Here is a 13,822-nt window from a genome sequence, read left to right as displayed (position 1 = left end):
TCGTATGCAAACAGACATCCGACTGGCACGGGCTTCTGACACTAGCCGCTGACCCATTGATCGCAACGCTTAAAAACCAATTTGAATGCCTTCTGTCTGCAGCGCTACTCTGATGGCCTTGGCAAACTCAACGGCCCCCGGTTGATCCCCGTGGATACAAAGTGTATCCGCGCGTACTTTAACCACCGTGCCATCCTGTGCGGTCAGCGTACCGGTCTTAATCATTTGCAGAACCTGAGCAATCGTTTGTTTGACGTCGGTAATCATGGCGCCGGCTTGAGTTCTTGGCGTTAACGTACCGTCGGCCTGATAGGTTCTATCACCAAAAACCTCGCTCTTGGCCGTTAGACCAATTTTTTCAGCGATCGAAATCATGTTGCTGGCGGCGAGCCCAAAGAACACCAGATTTTTGTCGACATCATAAGTTGCCTGTGCCAAGGCGTGAGTTAATCCTTCGTTTTTGACAGCCATGTTGTAGAGCTGACCGTGCGCTTTAACGTGTTGCAGTTTTGCGCCTTGTGAGGCTGCGACTGCGGCTAGCGCACCGATTTGTACGACCATCATGTCATAAGCTTCTTGATCCGTGATTTTCATATCACGACGACCAAACCCCTGCAGGTCTGGCAGGCCGGGGTGGGCCCCGAGACCCACCTTGTTTTTGAGCGCCGCGGCCACTGTTTTTCGCATCGTGGCCGGATCGCCACCGTGAAAACCGCAAGCAATATTCGCAGATGACACGAAAGGCAAAATGGCATCGTCGTTGCCCATTTTCCAGGCGCCATAACTCTCGCCCATGTCGCAGTTCAAATCGATACGTAAGGTCATTTGAGGCAGATTCCTTTGAGGGTTCAAGGGCAGCGTTGTATTGTCATCACGACAACGCCTGCCCCGAGAGCATTTTTTCAATGGGTTTAAGGGTGGTGGCGAGTTTCTCGAAAGCCTGTGCTCGTGCCAAATCAAGTGCTTGCGCGTCTTCGAGTTCGATGCACTGAAACTTCACGTGATCACCGGGTGCCAGTTGGGCGAGTAGCGGCAGATCGACACTAGCGACGTAGGCGATTTTTGGATACCCCCCAGTCGTTTGAGTATCGGCCATCAACACAATTGGCTGACCGCCCGCAGGCACTTGGATTGTGCCGAAGGTGGTGGCCTCAGAGATCATTTGGCGTGGCTGACTGAGTGCAATCGTCGGTCCCGTCAGGCGGTAGCCCATGCGCTCTGAGTCCGGGCTGATTCGAAATGTTGCTGTCAGCATCGCGGCGCAACTTTCTAGCGTGAAATCCTGCCACTGTTGGCTTTTAATGATCCTGAGCCGATCACGCGGTTGTTCTGTCACTGCCGCAGGGAGATAGAGGCGCAGATTCCATAAGTCTTGTGCCAGACTCGTCAGCTCGGGCGTCTTGAGCGTTGTGTTTAATTCGATTTGATCGTCTCGTTTCAGGGCTCGGCCGTGATAGCCACCGATGGCGCTGCGAAGATAAGTGCTTGTGCTGCCCAACACGGCCTCGAGCTGATAGCCACCGTGAACTGCCAGATAGGCTCTTACCCCCCTGACTCTTGCGCCGAACGACAACCGATCACCCGGACGCAAGATGAGTGGCCGATGCATCGCCGCTGGCTGGTCATTGATTTGGGGGCCTAAGTCAGCGCCCGTGATGGCAATACAACACGCCGCTGAGAAATCAAGGGTCGGGCCGGTCAGCGTGATTTCCAAGGTGGCCAGCGAGACGGGATTGCCAACTAACAGATTGGCCAACTGATGAGCGCGCCTATCCATCGGCCCGGCGGTCGGTACCCCAAGGTGCTGGTAACCAACACGACCGCTGTCCTGAAAAGTCGATAGCATGCCTGGTTTGATGACACGCATATTCATTTCGCTGACCTCGCCGCGAGCGCCATTTCGTCGAATTGTGTATCGCTGATGGAGATGAATTTGACAATGTCACCCGGCATCAGCCGCGACGGATTGGATTGCCTGACATCGAACATGGTCAGCGGCGTGGCCCCCAAGATATGCCAGCCACCGGGTAACAAGTTTGGATAGATCGTACTTTGTCGATTGGCAACGGCGACGGATCCCGCAGGTACCGCAGTGCGGGGGGTATCGCGTCTGGGGATAGCAAAAATCTGATCATGCACCCCAATGTAGGGCAAACCAGGGGCAAAGCCCAGTGTGAATACCATGACATCACTGTGCGTATGGCGTTCAATGACTTGCGCTTGCGTCAGGCCAGTGATCTTGGCCACCTCAGCAAGGTCAGGCCCATGCCGGCCACCGTAACATACGGGGATCTCGATGATTCGAGCCGTTTGATCGAGCTCGGGTAGCCCTTTTTCAATCAGTGCAGACACCGCCCGTGACAGCATGGCGAACGCACCTAATCCCGGCGCAGACCCATCGGGGGGGATAACGGGCGTGTACTGCAACGCAACGGAGTTGAAAGATGGGGTGATGTCGATCACCCCAGGTAGGTTGGCCTGTCGAAACACAGCCGCGGCACTCAAGCAGACTCGACCAATCTCTGCACTAATGCCTTCGCCGAAATCGATACTCAGACAGCGATCGCCTTGTGCCCGAAGTTCATAACTGGGGTGAAGTAATCCTGCCTGAGTCTCCGCTTGAGTCATCGGGTTGCTTTACTTGGCGAACAGGGATTCCATGTTCTTAAAGGCTTTAAATTCGATGGCGTTGCCCGAGGGGTCAAGAAAAAACATAGTCGCCTGTTCACCAACTTCGCCTTTGAAGCGAGTGTATGGTTCGATAATGAATTTGGTGCCAATCGCACGAAGTTTGTCAGCCATGATTTCCCACTCTGGGATGGACAGCACGGCGCCGAAGTGTCTAACTGGCACGTTGTGCGAGTCGACAGCGCTGGTTTGCTTGTGGCCGCACTCTTCGGGCGAGAGGTGGGCGACGATTTGATGACCGTAAAAGTCAAAGTCTATCCATTCAGGTGAACTTCTGCCTTCGCCACAACCCAGCACACCTGCATAAAAGCTGCGAGCTTCTTCCAGATCACGAACCGGAAAAGCGAGATGAAACGGTGGCATGGCTGTTTGTGCACTCATTGATAATCTCCTGGATAGTTAAACCGCTATCTCAGAAGTTTATCCCGTTTGACGATGGCCGGATACGTTTTAGTCTTGGCTCTTGATGTCATCGGGTTTGATGAGCCGCTCAGGGGGGAAAATCAAACTGAAAGTGCTGCCTTTGCCCAGTTTGCTCTGGATATCCAGTTCGGTTTCGTGGCGCATGGCAATGTGTTTGGTGATCGCGAGGCCAAGACCTGTGCCGCCGGCTTCTCTTGAACGACCACGGTCAACTCGATAGAAACGTTCACTCAGACGGGGGATGTGTTCTGACGAGATGCCAATGCCCGTATCTGTGACGCTAAATTTAGCAGCGCCGTGCGCTTCAGGTGTCCATCTGATTTGAATCGATCCGCCTTGAGGGGTGTACCGCACGGCATTCGTCATCAAGTTCAACAAGGCTGAGGCTATTTCGGCCCTGTCGCCGTACACATGAAGTCCGGGTGCGATATCCCAATCGAAGTGATGACGGTTTGCCGACAAGGCTTCGATCTGTTGCTTTTCTTGTTCGATTAATAGATCCATATCAACGAATGCGAAGGCAGCACTCGGGGACGTTTCGATATTCGATAACGTCAACAGATCAGAGACGAGCGCCTCCATTCGCTGCGCTTGTTGATACATCATGTTGAAATATTGCTCGCGCTGTTCAGTTGACAGCGCGCCCGAGGGGGCGTCTTTCAAGGTTTCGACAAATCCCGTCAGCACTGTCAATGGGGTTCGCAGTTCGTGTGACACGTTGGCCACGAAATCTCTTCTGGTGGTCTCAAGCTTTTCGATTTGCGTGAGATCACGCGCAATCAGTAAATATTGATCTCGCGCATACGTGACCAAGCGAAGCATGATGCTTTGACTTTGCCCTGCTCGACTTATTTTGACAATCGCTGGTTCAGCCCACTCGCGCTGATTAGCGTAGGATGCAAACTCTGGAGACCGCAACAAGTTAAGCAGGCTTTGTCCCCGGTCTTGTTGGGATCTCAGATGCAACAATTGTTCTGACGCTTGATTTGCCCACGTGATTTGAAACTCTCTATCCATCGTGATGATGCCGATGGGCAAAGCCTCGGCAGCAGCCATGATAGCCGCGTTGGTTTCAGTCGCGTCAGCTAACGCATCCGCATGCGCTTTGCGTTGTGCGACGAGTTCAGCGCCAAGCGCCTCGAAGTTACCAAGATTGATTGGGCGTAAGGTGCCGGGTTGTTTTATCCAGCGTTCGAACTTGTGTCGACTATCGGTGTCGGATGCCAAAATGACGCCATAACCTAGTGTCAAAATCCACCAACCGACCGGCGAAACCCAGACGTATTCAATCAGGGCGGCCAGGCTCGAAAGCACTGCGGCAAAGATCAGGTGGAGAAACCATTTCATGATTGATATTGTCGCATTGCCGGTTAGACGCGAGAGAGGCTGCGCCTAGGCGCTGGCGATATCTTTGAGACTCTTCCCGCTAAGCACGAGTCACTTGAGTCGTGAAACGGTAACCGCTGCCTCGAACCGTTTCAACATGAATGTCATGACCTGTGGGCTCGAGCGCTTTGCGCAATCGCCGAATGTGCACATCGACGGTTCTCTCTTCGACGAAGACATGATCGCCCCAGACTTGATCAAGCAATTGCCCACGTGAAAAGACGCGTTCTTGGTGCGTCATGAAAAAGTGTAACAATCTGAATTCAGTCGGTCCGATGTTCAAGGGCTGACCACTGCCGGCCAAACGATGTGACACGGGATCCAATCTCAAGCCACCCGCTTCAATCAAATCGTCAGTCAATTGTGGCGCACGGCGACGCAGCACCGCCTTGATTCGAGCCATTAACTCTTTCGGTGAAAATGGTTTGGTGATGTAGTCATCTGCGCCAGCCTCGAGGCCGTCGACTTTGTCTTGTTCCGACCCTTTCGCCGTCAGCATGATGACAGGCACCATTCTGGTTCGGTCTTCGTTGCGAAGTTTTCGGGCAAGGGCGAGCCCTGAGGCGCCAGGCAGCATCCAGTCCAACAAAATCAAGTCAGGCAGCTCTGCACTGATCAGGGTCTCAGCCTGAGGCGCATCGAAAGCACGCAGCACCTTATGACCTGCAAAGGACAGGTTGACCGCGATCAGTTCCTGGATGGCGGGTTCGTCTTCAACGACTAAAATTGTGCTGGACATGGCGCTTTTGCTCAAAAGGTCAAGGGTTAAATGTCAACAAGATTTCGATAGTATGGCGTTTATATGACATGTATATGACATCGTTCGACCAGCAACATTTTTAATTTGGGCGATCGGCTGGGACAACCTGCGATAATGTAGATCTGTTATCCCCACGATAGCGCCCCACACCACTTACTTGGCTCTTTATCGCTTATGTCCGAACAGCAAACGCATTTTGGCTATCAGACCGTTGACGAATCTGAAAAGGCGCGCAAAGTTGCGCAGGTTTTTCACTCGGTTGCCAAACGCTACGACGTCATGAATGACTTGATGTCTGCTGGCCTGCATCGGGTCTGGAAAGCATTTACGGTTGCCAGAGCTGGTGTTCGTCCAGGCATGAAAGTCCTTGACATTGCTGGCGGCACAGGGGATCTCGCTCGTGCTTTTGCCAAAGCGGCCGGTCCGACAGGTGAGGTATGGCTGACCGATATCAATGACTCGATGCTGAGCGTTGGTCGAGATCGTTTGACTGACGAAGGTGTGCTGCTGCCTGTTGCCGTTTGTGATGCTGAGAAACTGCCGTTCCCCGACGGATACTTTGATTGTGTCACGGTGGCGTTTGGCCTTCGCAATATGACGCACAAGGATATTGCGCTGGCTGAGATGACTCGGGTGCTTGCACCCGGTGGCAAGTTGTTGGTGCTTGAGTTTTCCCGGGTGGCTAAACCGATTGCGCCCATTTACGACTGGTATTCGTTCAAGGTTCTGCCATGGCTTGGCGAGAAGGTCGCGAAAGACAGCGAAAGCTATCGCTATTTGGCAGAATCAATCCGAATGCACCCTGACCAGCAGACCCTAAAGCAGATGCTTGAGCAAGCGGGTCTTGGCCGGGTGCAGTACTTCAACTTGTCGGCAGGGCTGACAGCCCTGCATGAGGGCATCAAGCTCTCCTGAGCGTGATGTGGCGGATCTTGACCTCCTGCCTGGTTGAGTACTTCTACTTGCAATGTCGTTCAGCTTATTGTAAGGTTGCGTCGTCTGCGCAGTTTTGCGTTTGCACGATGACGGAGATTTTCATGTTTACTGCCCTTTTCGCTTCACTCTCCCAGTGGTTTGGCCAGCGCACTCGCGCCTCAAGCTATCTCGCTGCGGTGTCGATTTCGATGGTCCTAGCAGCCATGATGTTGGCGCCCCTGCAGTCTGATGCTGCACGACTCGGTGGCGGGAAGAGTTTAGGATCCCAATCGATGGGCGCAACGAAGGGCGCGGCGCCCGCGGTGACGCAAAAAAGTGCCGTACCCAACACGGCAGCAAGCCCCGCCGCTGCTGGTGCAACGCCACCTAGTGCACCAGCACCAAGAAGCGGTGCCTCTCGATTTCTCGGCCCGCTGGCTGGTATCGCCGCCGGCTTAGGGATTGGTATGCTCTTGTCACACTTAGGCTTAGGCGGCGCCATGGGCGAGTTCTTGACTTTGATTCTTTTTGCAGCACTTGGCTTCTTCGTGATCCGCATGCTGATGAAGCTGTTGATGGGTCGCAACCAACCAGCATCGGCTCAGTCGGCCAACGCGTTGGCTAACGCTTATCCGCAGGCTCCCCAACCGGTTAGTGCGCCGCCGGTCTGGCGACCTGCTGAGCCAGCCGCCAATCCTTCGGTTGCGCCGTCATCGGGTGCGACGATTGCAGCCGTTTCGCCTGAGAACACTGAGCCGAAATGGTTTATCCCTGCTGATTTCGACACGCCGTCATTCTTGCTTGAAGCGAAAAAACAGTTTGTTGCGATTCAGAAAATCTGGGATATCGGCGACGTGACGCAATTGCATCAGTTTTTGACGGATGACCTAATCAAAGCATTGAAAGGGCAGTTTGAGAGCCGGCAAGGCGTGAACGAAACCGAAGTGGTGTTGCTGAATGCTGAGATGCTAGGGATGGAAAAAGTCACCGACGGACATCTAGCAAGCGTTCGCTTCTCTGGGATGCTGCGTGAGAAACCTCAGACAGAAGCATTCCGCTTCGAGGAAATCTGGAACCTCTTCAAATCAGAGCAAGGCGGTTGGATGCTCGCTGGGATTCAGCAAATCCCTGTCGAAATGGCAAGCTGAGGTCATTGGTTAACGTGCGCATTCGCAAGTGAGATGTTGCAGTGCCCAGTTAAACGCTAAAATGAGGGTTTCCACGTATGGCGCCCTCGTTTTGACTCGTTACCCCACCTCTGAACTGCCTGACCTGTTCGCTGGAGCAAAAGCTCGGGGTGCGCGTTTGCTGACGTTTGGGGTCAATCAACTCGCGCAGCAGCAGCCTTGGGCAACCGATCTGCTGTCAACCCAAGCAGGTAAGACGTTTCAAATACATTGGCGAGAAGTGGCGGTTATGCTGACCATTGGCGACACGGGTCATTTGACGACAGCGGCTGCCTCGGCGACGCCTGATGTCGACATTTACCTCGACGATAGTTTGGCCGAATTGATGTCGAGGCCATTGCAAGCCACCGAACAAGCGTTGCCTTTAAATATTCGTGTTTCAGGGGATGCGGCATTGGCTCAAACGCTGTCAATGCTTGCCCGTGATTTGCGACCAGATATCGAAGACGGATTGGCAAAACGAGTCGGTGATATTCCAGCGGCACGAATCACGCAAGCTGTCCGGCAGACGGTAAATACTGTGCAATCTTCACTACTGAATCTCGGTCAAAATGTCATCGAATATCTAACCTATGAAACGCAAGCCTTGGTCGATAAAGGATCAGTGTTGACCTTTGCTGAATCAATGGCGGCATTAAGCGCTCAGTTAAATGAACTCTCAGCGCGTGAGACGCTGTTAAACGCCCGCGTTGAACAACTGATGTTGCGTCGAGATCGCCCAGCATCATGATGTCGTGGATCAGGCTCGCTCGCATTTTCCTGGTGGTATACCGTTACCGGCTGGATGATCTCGTTTTATCCGGAATTAATCACCCTTTTGCTGCCGTCTTGATCCGCTGTCTGCGGTTTGGCAAACGCCCGCAAATATCACGGGGTATGCGGCTGCGGTTGGCCTTGGAGACGCTTGGGCCAGTATTTGTCAAGTTTGGGCAAGTGCTATCGACCAGGCGGGATTTAATCCCGTCGGATATCGCGGATGAGCTCTCATTGTTGCAGGATCAGGTCGCACCCTTCCCCTCAGATCAGGCCGCTGCAGTGATTGAAGCGGCCTTGGGTGCTTCACCGCATCAAATTTTTGCTCATTTCGAAACTGATCCGGTCGCCTCGGCCTCGGTCGCGCAGGTGCATTTTGCAACGTTGCACGATGGCCGGCATGTCGCCGTTAAAGTGCTGCGACCTGGTATGCAAGCGGTGATCGAGCAAGATCTGTCATTAATGCGAGCACTCGCCAATCTGGTTGAAAAGATGCTCGTCGACGGCAAGCGTCTGAAACCGCGGGAAGTGGTCGGTGAGTTCGATAAGCACTTACATGACGAACTCGATCTGTTGCGCGAGGCGTCGAACTGTAGTCAGTTGCGACGTAATTTCGCACCAGGGACTGAAAGAGGCAAGATACTCTGGGTGCCTGAGGTGATGTGGGATTATTGCGCCACCACCGTCTTCACCATGGAGCGCATGTACGGCTTGCCGATCAGCCAGATTGATCGGCTGCGCGACGCTGGCGTCGATATCGCCAAGTTGGCTCAAACAGGCGTCGAGATCTTTTTTACGCAAGTGTTTAGTGATGGCTTCTTTCATGCCGACATGCATCCTGGCAATATATTTGTGTCGAACAGACCCGAAACCTTAGGCCGATATATTGCACTTGACTTCGGTATCGTGGGTTCGCTGTCAGATTTTGATAAAAACTATCTGGCGCAGAACTTTCTGGCCTTTTTTCAACGTGATTACCGCCGAGTGGCTCGGTTGCATATTGAATCAGGTTGGGTGCCCGAAAATACCCGGGAAGAAGAGCTCGAAGCTGCTGTACGTGCCGTTTGCGAACCTTATTTCGATAGGCCCTTAGCTGAAATCTCGCTGGGTCAAGTGTTACTGAGGCTCTTTCAAATGTCCCGCAGGTTTCATGTACAGATTCAGCCTCAGTTAGTGTTGCTGCAAAAGACCCTCCTCAATGTAGAGGGATTGGGCCGAGAGCTTGATCCTCAGTTAGACTTGTGGATGACAGCGAAGCCCTACCTTGAGCGCTGGATGCATGAGCGCATGGGGTTTCGTGGTTTTCGAGCGAAAATCGCCAAAGAGGCAAGCCAGTGGGCGCAGATGACGCCCGAGTTTCCCAGACTGCTGCATCAGCGCCTGACTCAGCGGGATGTGTCAGCAGAGATTTTGCAAGAATTAAAGTTGAACCGATTGGCTCGTGAGCGTGGCAATCGGCTATTGGTTGTGCTTGCTGGGCTCGTTTTAGCTGCAGGCGTTGCGGTAAGTTGGTGGTATTTTTACGGTAAATTCTAATTATTTAATGGTTTTGTCATCAATTTGACGTTACCGTTTGCTAATAATGATGAGTTATGTAATTTAAAGGCAATTAATGATGCTTTACGCTGAGCTTTTTAGATCAATGGAGTCAGTCCGTTGGAATATGGAGTCTGATATCCCTTGGGCTGATTTTGATCGGAGCAAACTCACGGATGAGCAAGCTCAAACGATCAAAATGAACGCCATCACTGAGTGGGCGGCATTGCCCGCCACAGAGATGTTTCTGCGTGATAACAAGGACGACAGCGATTTTTCAGCTTTCATGTCGGTCTGGTTTTTCGAAGAGCAGAAGCACTCGTTAGTGTTGATGGAATACTTGCGGCGGTTCGCCCCAGATTTGCTGCCGACGGAAGAAGAGTTGCATAAGGTTCGGTTTGAGTTTGATCCAGCCCCACCGCTCGAGACCCTGATGCTGCACTTTTGCGGTGAGGTCAGGCTCAACCATTGGTACCGCTGTGCCTCTGACTGGCACACTGAGCCTGTCATCAAGGCAATTTACAAAGTGATTTCGCAAGACGAAGCTCGTCACGCAGGCGCCTATTTGCGTTACATGAAAAGAGCATTGACCCATCGCGGGCAAGAGATCGGTGCTCAGGCACGGATGGCATTTGCAAAAATCGGCGTGCTGATGGCATCTGCGCACCGCACACCGCAAGCGTTGCACCCAACGAACTTGCATGTCAATAAAGAGATGTTTCCTGACGATACGGTGCAATCGAAGTTGCCTGAACCCGGTTGGTTAGAGCGCTGGCTTGATCAGCAGATCGTGTTTGATAAAGCGTGGGAAGTTAAAGTCAGCACCCGTATTTTGCATAATATGTCCTTGCTGATGGATGTCTCGTTCAAAACGGTTCAAGATTTGAATCGTTATCGCAAAGAGTTGTTACGAGCGACGCCTGCCTTGCAATCCGCAGGCGCTTGAGCGGCGACAGGTCAAGCGGTATGTCTGCAAGGTTCGAAAGCAAGGTGATGTCGATTGCCGACTGCGCGGGCCGTATCGCCGCAGGCAGTTGGCCCGGGCCCATTGTTTTTACCAACGGTGTCTTTGATATCTTGCACCGCGGCCACGTGACTTATCTTGATGAAGCGGCACAGTTGGGTAGCACACTGATCGTTGCCGTTAACGCAGACACGTCCGCTAAACGGTTGGGTAAAGGCCCAGATCGCCCGCTGAATAACGAGCAGGATCGCGCTGCGCTGCTGGCGGCTTTAGCGTGCGTGACAGCAGTCGTGATTTTTGAAGAAGATACACCAGTCGAAACAATTCGGCAATTACGGCCCGATGTGATCGTCAAAGGTGGCGATTACGATATGCAGAAATTGCCAGAAACCCAACTGGTGGAGTCTTGGGGCGGTAAAGCCGTGGCGATTGCCTTCGAATTTAATCGGTCAACGACTGCGCTGGTTCAAAAGATACGAACCACTTGAACCGGCGCCTCTCACGCTTAAAATTTGAAACGGCTCACGACTGAACCAATCAGAGGTTTGATCACGGTTTCGAATAACGACACCGTTTCAAAACTAGCCGCGGTGCTGCGTGTAATCCGATAAACAGTCATTGCTGGCGCACTACCCACGACGACAACCATACGGCCGCCGACACGCAATTGGTATTTGAGACCGTCAGGGATCGTTGGCAGCGAGCCAGTGACTAAAATAGCGTCGTACTCGGTGGTTCCCCAGCCGTTGCTACCATCGCCCGTTTCGACCTTAACATGTTCAGTGTGCGTCTGACGCAGGTTATCTTGTGCAAACGCTGCCAGTCTTGGGTCGATTTCAACGGTGATCACTTCACGCGCTAAGCTCGCGAGAAGTGCTGCTTGATAACCCGAACCTGTGCCTATTTCGAGCACACAGTCTTCTGAAGTCAGCAACAACGCCCCAGCCAGTCTGGCTTCGAGCTTAGGGGACAACATGGTTTGATGGGTGTCAACAGACTGAACGATCAACGGAATTTCAAGATCAGAAAATGCCAGTGCCCGATGGACCGTTGGGACAAACAACTCGCGCTTGACTGTCAACAACGCGTCTAAGACGTTTGCGTCGTAAACGTCCCAGGGACGAATCTGTTGCTCGACCATATTGAAGCGGGCGCGTTCGATATCAGGTATTGAAGAGGCTTTCATCAATCAAGATCCATCAAGTTGTAAAAATAGTATCGCGATTGTAATAGGGGTTTTCACCAAATACGATGAAAATGGTGGAGTGGGCCATGACCCGTCCCAACCTCAAGCTTAGCGCCTGAAGCAATCGCTTCAACGAGATAAGCTTTTGCCTGTCTCGCCGTCTCGGGCACATCTCGTATTTGGGGTAGCAACGCCGTTAAAGCAGCCGATAGGGTGCACCCTGTGCCGTGGGTATGTCGAGTTTGAATTCTGTGCCCCGGTAACTCGATCATTTTGTCGCCATCGTGCAAGAGATCAATCGTTTCATCCCCGGGCAGATGCCCACCTTTGAGCAGCACCCAGCGGTGACCGTTGAGATTGAGCAGGTTTCTGAGACGTTCGGCGACGCGTCGCATGTCGCGCACCGACTCTACCTGGCGTTGGTTAAGTAATACCCCCGCCTCGGGCAAATTTGGGGTCAAGATGGTTGCTTGAGGAAGCAAATATTCTCGAAGGGTCGATATAGCGTCTTGTTCTAGCAGTAAATCCCCGCTTTTGGCGACCATCACTGGGTCTAGGACAAGATGGCTTGGCTTCCAGTGTGCTAGACGATCTCCGACGGTTTCGATCGTCTTACGTTGACCCAGCATGCCGATTTTTACCGCATCAATGCGGACATCTTCGAACAGTGTGTCAATTTGCGCGCTGATGAAATTCGGATCAACGACCGAGATATCGGACACCCGATGGGTATTTTGGGCGGTGAGCGCCGCGACAACTGCGCAGGCATACGCGCCAAGCGCACTCATGGTTTTGACATCTGCCAAGATGCCGGCCCCACCGCTTGGGTCGACGCCAGCAATCGTTAACGTATTGGGTATCTGGGTTGACATCTTAGCTACCAATCATGCCAGTGGTCGGTGAGCTGGGTGCCGCTTGATAGGTCTTACGTGGTACCCGACCGGCCATGAAAGCCTCACGACCCGCCTCGACCGCTTTTTTCATGGCGCTGGCCATCAGCAGCGGATTGTTAGCGCCAGCGATCGCCGTGTTCATGAGCACACCATCACAACCAAGCTCCATGGCGATGGCTGCATCTGATGCAGTCCCCACCCCCGCGTCGACCAGCACGGGGACGCGAGCTTGGTCGATAATCAGTTTTAAGTTCCAGGGGTTCAAGATGCCCATGCCCGAGCCAATCAGCGAGGCAAGAGGCATCACCGCCACACAGCCGATATCTTCAAGCATCCTGCACTGGATAGGATCATCCGTGCAATAAACCATGACATCGAAGCCATCAGCGACCAGCGTCTTCGCTGCAGCCAAGGTTTCGGGCATGTTTGGGAACAACGTATGAGGGTCACCCAGCACTTCCAGTTTGACAAGTGTGTGGCCGTCGAGCAGCTCCCGTGCTAATCGCAAGGTGCGAACGGCATCGTCAGCACTGTAGCAACCTGCCGTGTTGGGCAGCATGGTGTATCGGCTAGGGGGCAGGTAATCGAGCAAGCTGGGCTCACCCGCGGTTTGACCAATATTCGTGCGCCGGATCGCCACGGTAATGATCTCGGCCCCACTGGTTTCGATCGCCTGTTGTGTCTCCATGAAGTCTTTGTACTTTCCCGTACCGACGAGCAGGCGCGATCGATAGGGTTTGCCTGCGATAACGAGCGGGTCTGACATAGTCATCTATATACGTCCAATCAGGTATTTTTCGGTAAGGGGCAGGCCACACCATCAGGCCGCAGCGGTTTTCATTGTAATCGCCCTAAGATCCATCGAGCCAAACCAGTGCTATCATGGCCAGGTTGATAGTGCTCGTCTTTTTGTTCAAAGAAGACAGTTAAACGGGAAACTGGCGTTCTGTTTCAGAGCCACCATACTGTCCCCGCAACGGTAAGTGAGCGCATCCTTAAAACGATGCAAGGGTTTGCGAAACCATTGGGTAGAAATGCCTGAGAAGGTGCAGGCTTGTTCTCATTAGTCCGGATACCGGCTTCAACGGGTGGGATATTCACAAGATATCCTTATTCATCTTACCAACGGGG

General features: G+C 53.0%; 15 protein-coding genes and 1 riboswitch. Of the genes, 6 read left to right on the top strand and 9 right to left on the bottom strand.

The genetic code is table 11. The features are described 5' to 3' along the window. Positions 1 to 69 precede the first annotated feature (69 nt). From AC1W8Y_RS02125 to phoB, 6 genes are all read right to left on the bottom strand, one after another. Positions 70 to 825, bottom strand: coding sequence for a LamB/YcsF family protein (locus tag AC1W8Y_RS02125; protein ID WP_482012808.1), 756 nt, complete (start codon positions 823 to 825; stop codon positions 70 to 72). A 46-nt stretch (positions 826 to 871) separates the two neighbouring features. Continuing rightward, positions 872 to 1,873 carry a 5-oxoprolinase subunit C family protein gene (locus AC1W8Y_RS02120; RefSeq protein WP_482012807.1) on the bottom strand — a complete coding sequence of 334 codons (1,002 nt, stop codon included), beginning with the start codon at positions 1,871 to 1,873 and terminating at the stop codon, positions 872 to 874. Then, positions 1,870 to 2,628, bottom strand: a complete 759-nt coding sequence (pxpB, locus tag AC1W8Y_RS02115; protein WP_482012806.1) for a 5-oxoprolinase subunit PxpB — start codon at positions 2,626 to 2,628, stop codon at positions 1,870 to 1,872. The genes AC1W8Y_RS02120 and pxpB overlap by 4 nt, the downstream gene beginning before the upstream one ends. A gap of 9 nt (positions 2,629 to 2,637) precedes the next feature. Further along, positions 2,638 to 3,069, bottom strand: a complete 432-nt coding sequence (locus AC1W8Y_RS02110; protein ID WP_482012805.1) for a VOC family protein — start codon at positions 3,067 to 3,069, stop codon at positions 2,638 to 2,640. 69 nt (positions 3,070 to 3,138) lie between these two features. Further along, positions 3,139 to 4,458 carry a phosphate regulon sensor histidine kinase PhoR gene (gene phoR, locus AC1W8Y_RS02105; RefSeq protein ID WP_482012804.1) on the bottom strand — a complete coding sequence of 440 codons (1,320 nt, stop codon included), beginning with the start codon at positions 4,456 to 4,458 and terminating at the stop codon, positions 3,139 to 3,141. 79 nt (positions 4,459 to 4,537) lie between these two features. After that, positions 4,538 to 5,236 carry a phosphate regulon transcriptional regulator PhoB gene (phoB, locus tag AC1W8Y_RS02100; RefSeq protein WP_482012803.1) on the bottom strand — a complete coding sequence of 233 codons (699 nt, stop codon included), beginning with the start codon at positions 5,234 to 5,236 and terminating at the stop codon, positions 4,538 to 4,540. 195 nt (positions 5,237 to 5,431) lie between these two features. On the opposite strand from phoB, the gene ubiE reads away from it, so the two are divergent. From ubiE to rfaE2, 6 genes are all read left to right on the top strand, one after another. Further along, entirely contained in the window at positions 5,432 to 6,172 is a 741-nt protein-coding gene (ubiE, locus tag AC1W8Y_RS02095) for a bifunctional demethylmenaquinone methyltransferase/2-methoxy-6-polyprenyl-1,4-benzoquinol methylase UbiE (RefSeq protein WP_482012802.1), read from the top strand. A gap of 122 nt (positions 6,173 to 6,294) precedes the next feature. Next, positions 6,295 to 7,320: a Tim44 domain-containing protein gene (locus AC1W8Y_RS02090; protein WP_482012801.1), complete on the top strand. Its 1,026-nt coding sequence runs from the start codon at positions 6,295 to 6,297 to the stop codon at positions 7,318 to 7,320. 91 nt (positions 7,321 to 7,411) lie between these two features. Beyond that, on the top strand, positions 7,412 to 8,089 hold the full coding sequence (locus AC1W8Y_RS02085; RefSeq protein ID WP_482012800.1) for a ubiquinone biosynthesis accessory factor UbiJ: 678 nt from the start codon (positions 7,412 to 7,414) through the stop codon (positions 8,087 to 8,089). Next, positions 8,086 to 9,648, top strand: a complete 1,563-nt coding sequence (gene ubiB / locus AC1W8Y_RS02080) for a ubiquinone biosynthesis regulatory protein kinase UbiB (protein ID WP_482012799.1) — start codon at positions 8,086 to 8,088, stop codon at positions 9,646 to 9,648. The genes AC1W8Y_RS02085 and ubiB overlap by 4 nt, the downstream gene beginning before the upstream one ends. 79 nt (positions 9,649 to 9,727) lie before the next feature. Next, positions 9,728 to 10,594, top strand: a complete 867-nt coding sequence (locus AC1W8Y_RS02075; protein ID WP_482012898.1) for a ferritin-like domain-containing protein — start codon at positions 9,728 to 9,730, stop codon at positions 10,592 to 10,594. Between the two features lie 20 nt (positions 10,595 to 10,614). After that, positions 10,615 to 11,100, top strand: coding sequence for a D-glycero-beta-D-manno-heptose 1-phosphate adenylyltransferase (gene rfaE2 / locus AC1W8Y_RS02070; protein WP_482012798.1), 486 nt, complete (start codon positions 10,615 to 10,617; stop codon positions 11,098 to 11,100). A gap of 17 nt (positions 11,101 to 11,117) precedes the next feature. On the opposite strand, the gene AC1W8Y_RS02065 is transcribed toward rfaE2, so the two are convergent. The 3 genes from AC1W8Y_RS02065 to AC1W8Y_RS02055 are packed head-to-tail and all read right to left on the bottom strand — an operon-like array spanning position 11,118 to position 13,463. Continuing rightward, on the bottom strand, positions 11,118 to 11,798 hold the full coding sequence (locus tag AC1W8Y_RS02065; protein WP_482012797.1) for a protein-L-isoaspartate O-methyltransferase family protein: 681 nt from the start codon (positions 11,796 to 11,798) through the stop codon (positions 11,118 to 11,120). Between the two features lie 53 nt (positions 11,799 to 11,851). Then, on the bottom strand, positions 11,852 to 12,670 hold the full coding sequence (gene thiD / locus AC1W8Y_RS02060) for a bifunctional hydroxymethylpyrimidine kinase/phosphomethylpyrimidine kinase (RefSeq protein WP_482012796.1): 819 nt from the start codon (positions 12,668 to 12,670) through the stop codon (positions 11,852 to 11,854). A gap of 1 nt (position 12,671) precedes the next feature. Then, positions 12,672 to 13,463 carry a thiazole synthase gene (locus AC1W8Y_RS02055; protein ID WP_482012795.1) on the bottom strand — a complete coding sequence of 264 codons (792 nt, stop codon included), beginning with the start codon at positions 13,461 to 13,463 and terminating at the stop codon, positions 12,672 to 12,674. 105 nt (positions 13,464 to 13,568) lie between these two features. Then, positions 13,569 to 13,789: riboswitch (cobalamin riboswitch) on the top strand. The last annotated feature ends 33 nt before the right edge of the window (positions 13,790 to 13,822 follow it).

Source organism: Jezberella sp., from assembly GCF_964834465.1.
The sequence above is the reverse complement of the archived record's forward strand: the minus strand, read 5'-3'. Positions and strand labels throughout refer to the sequence as shown.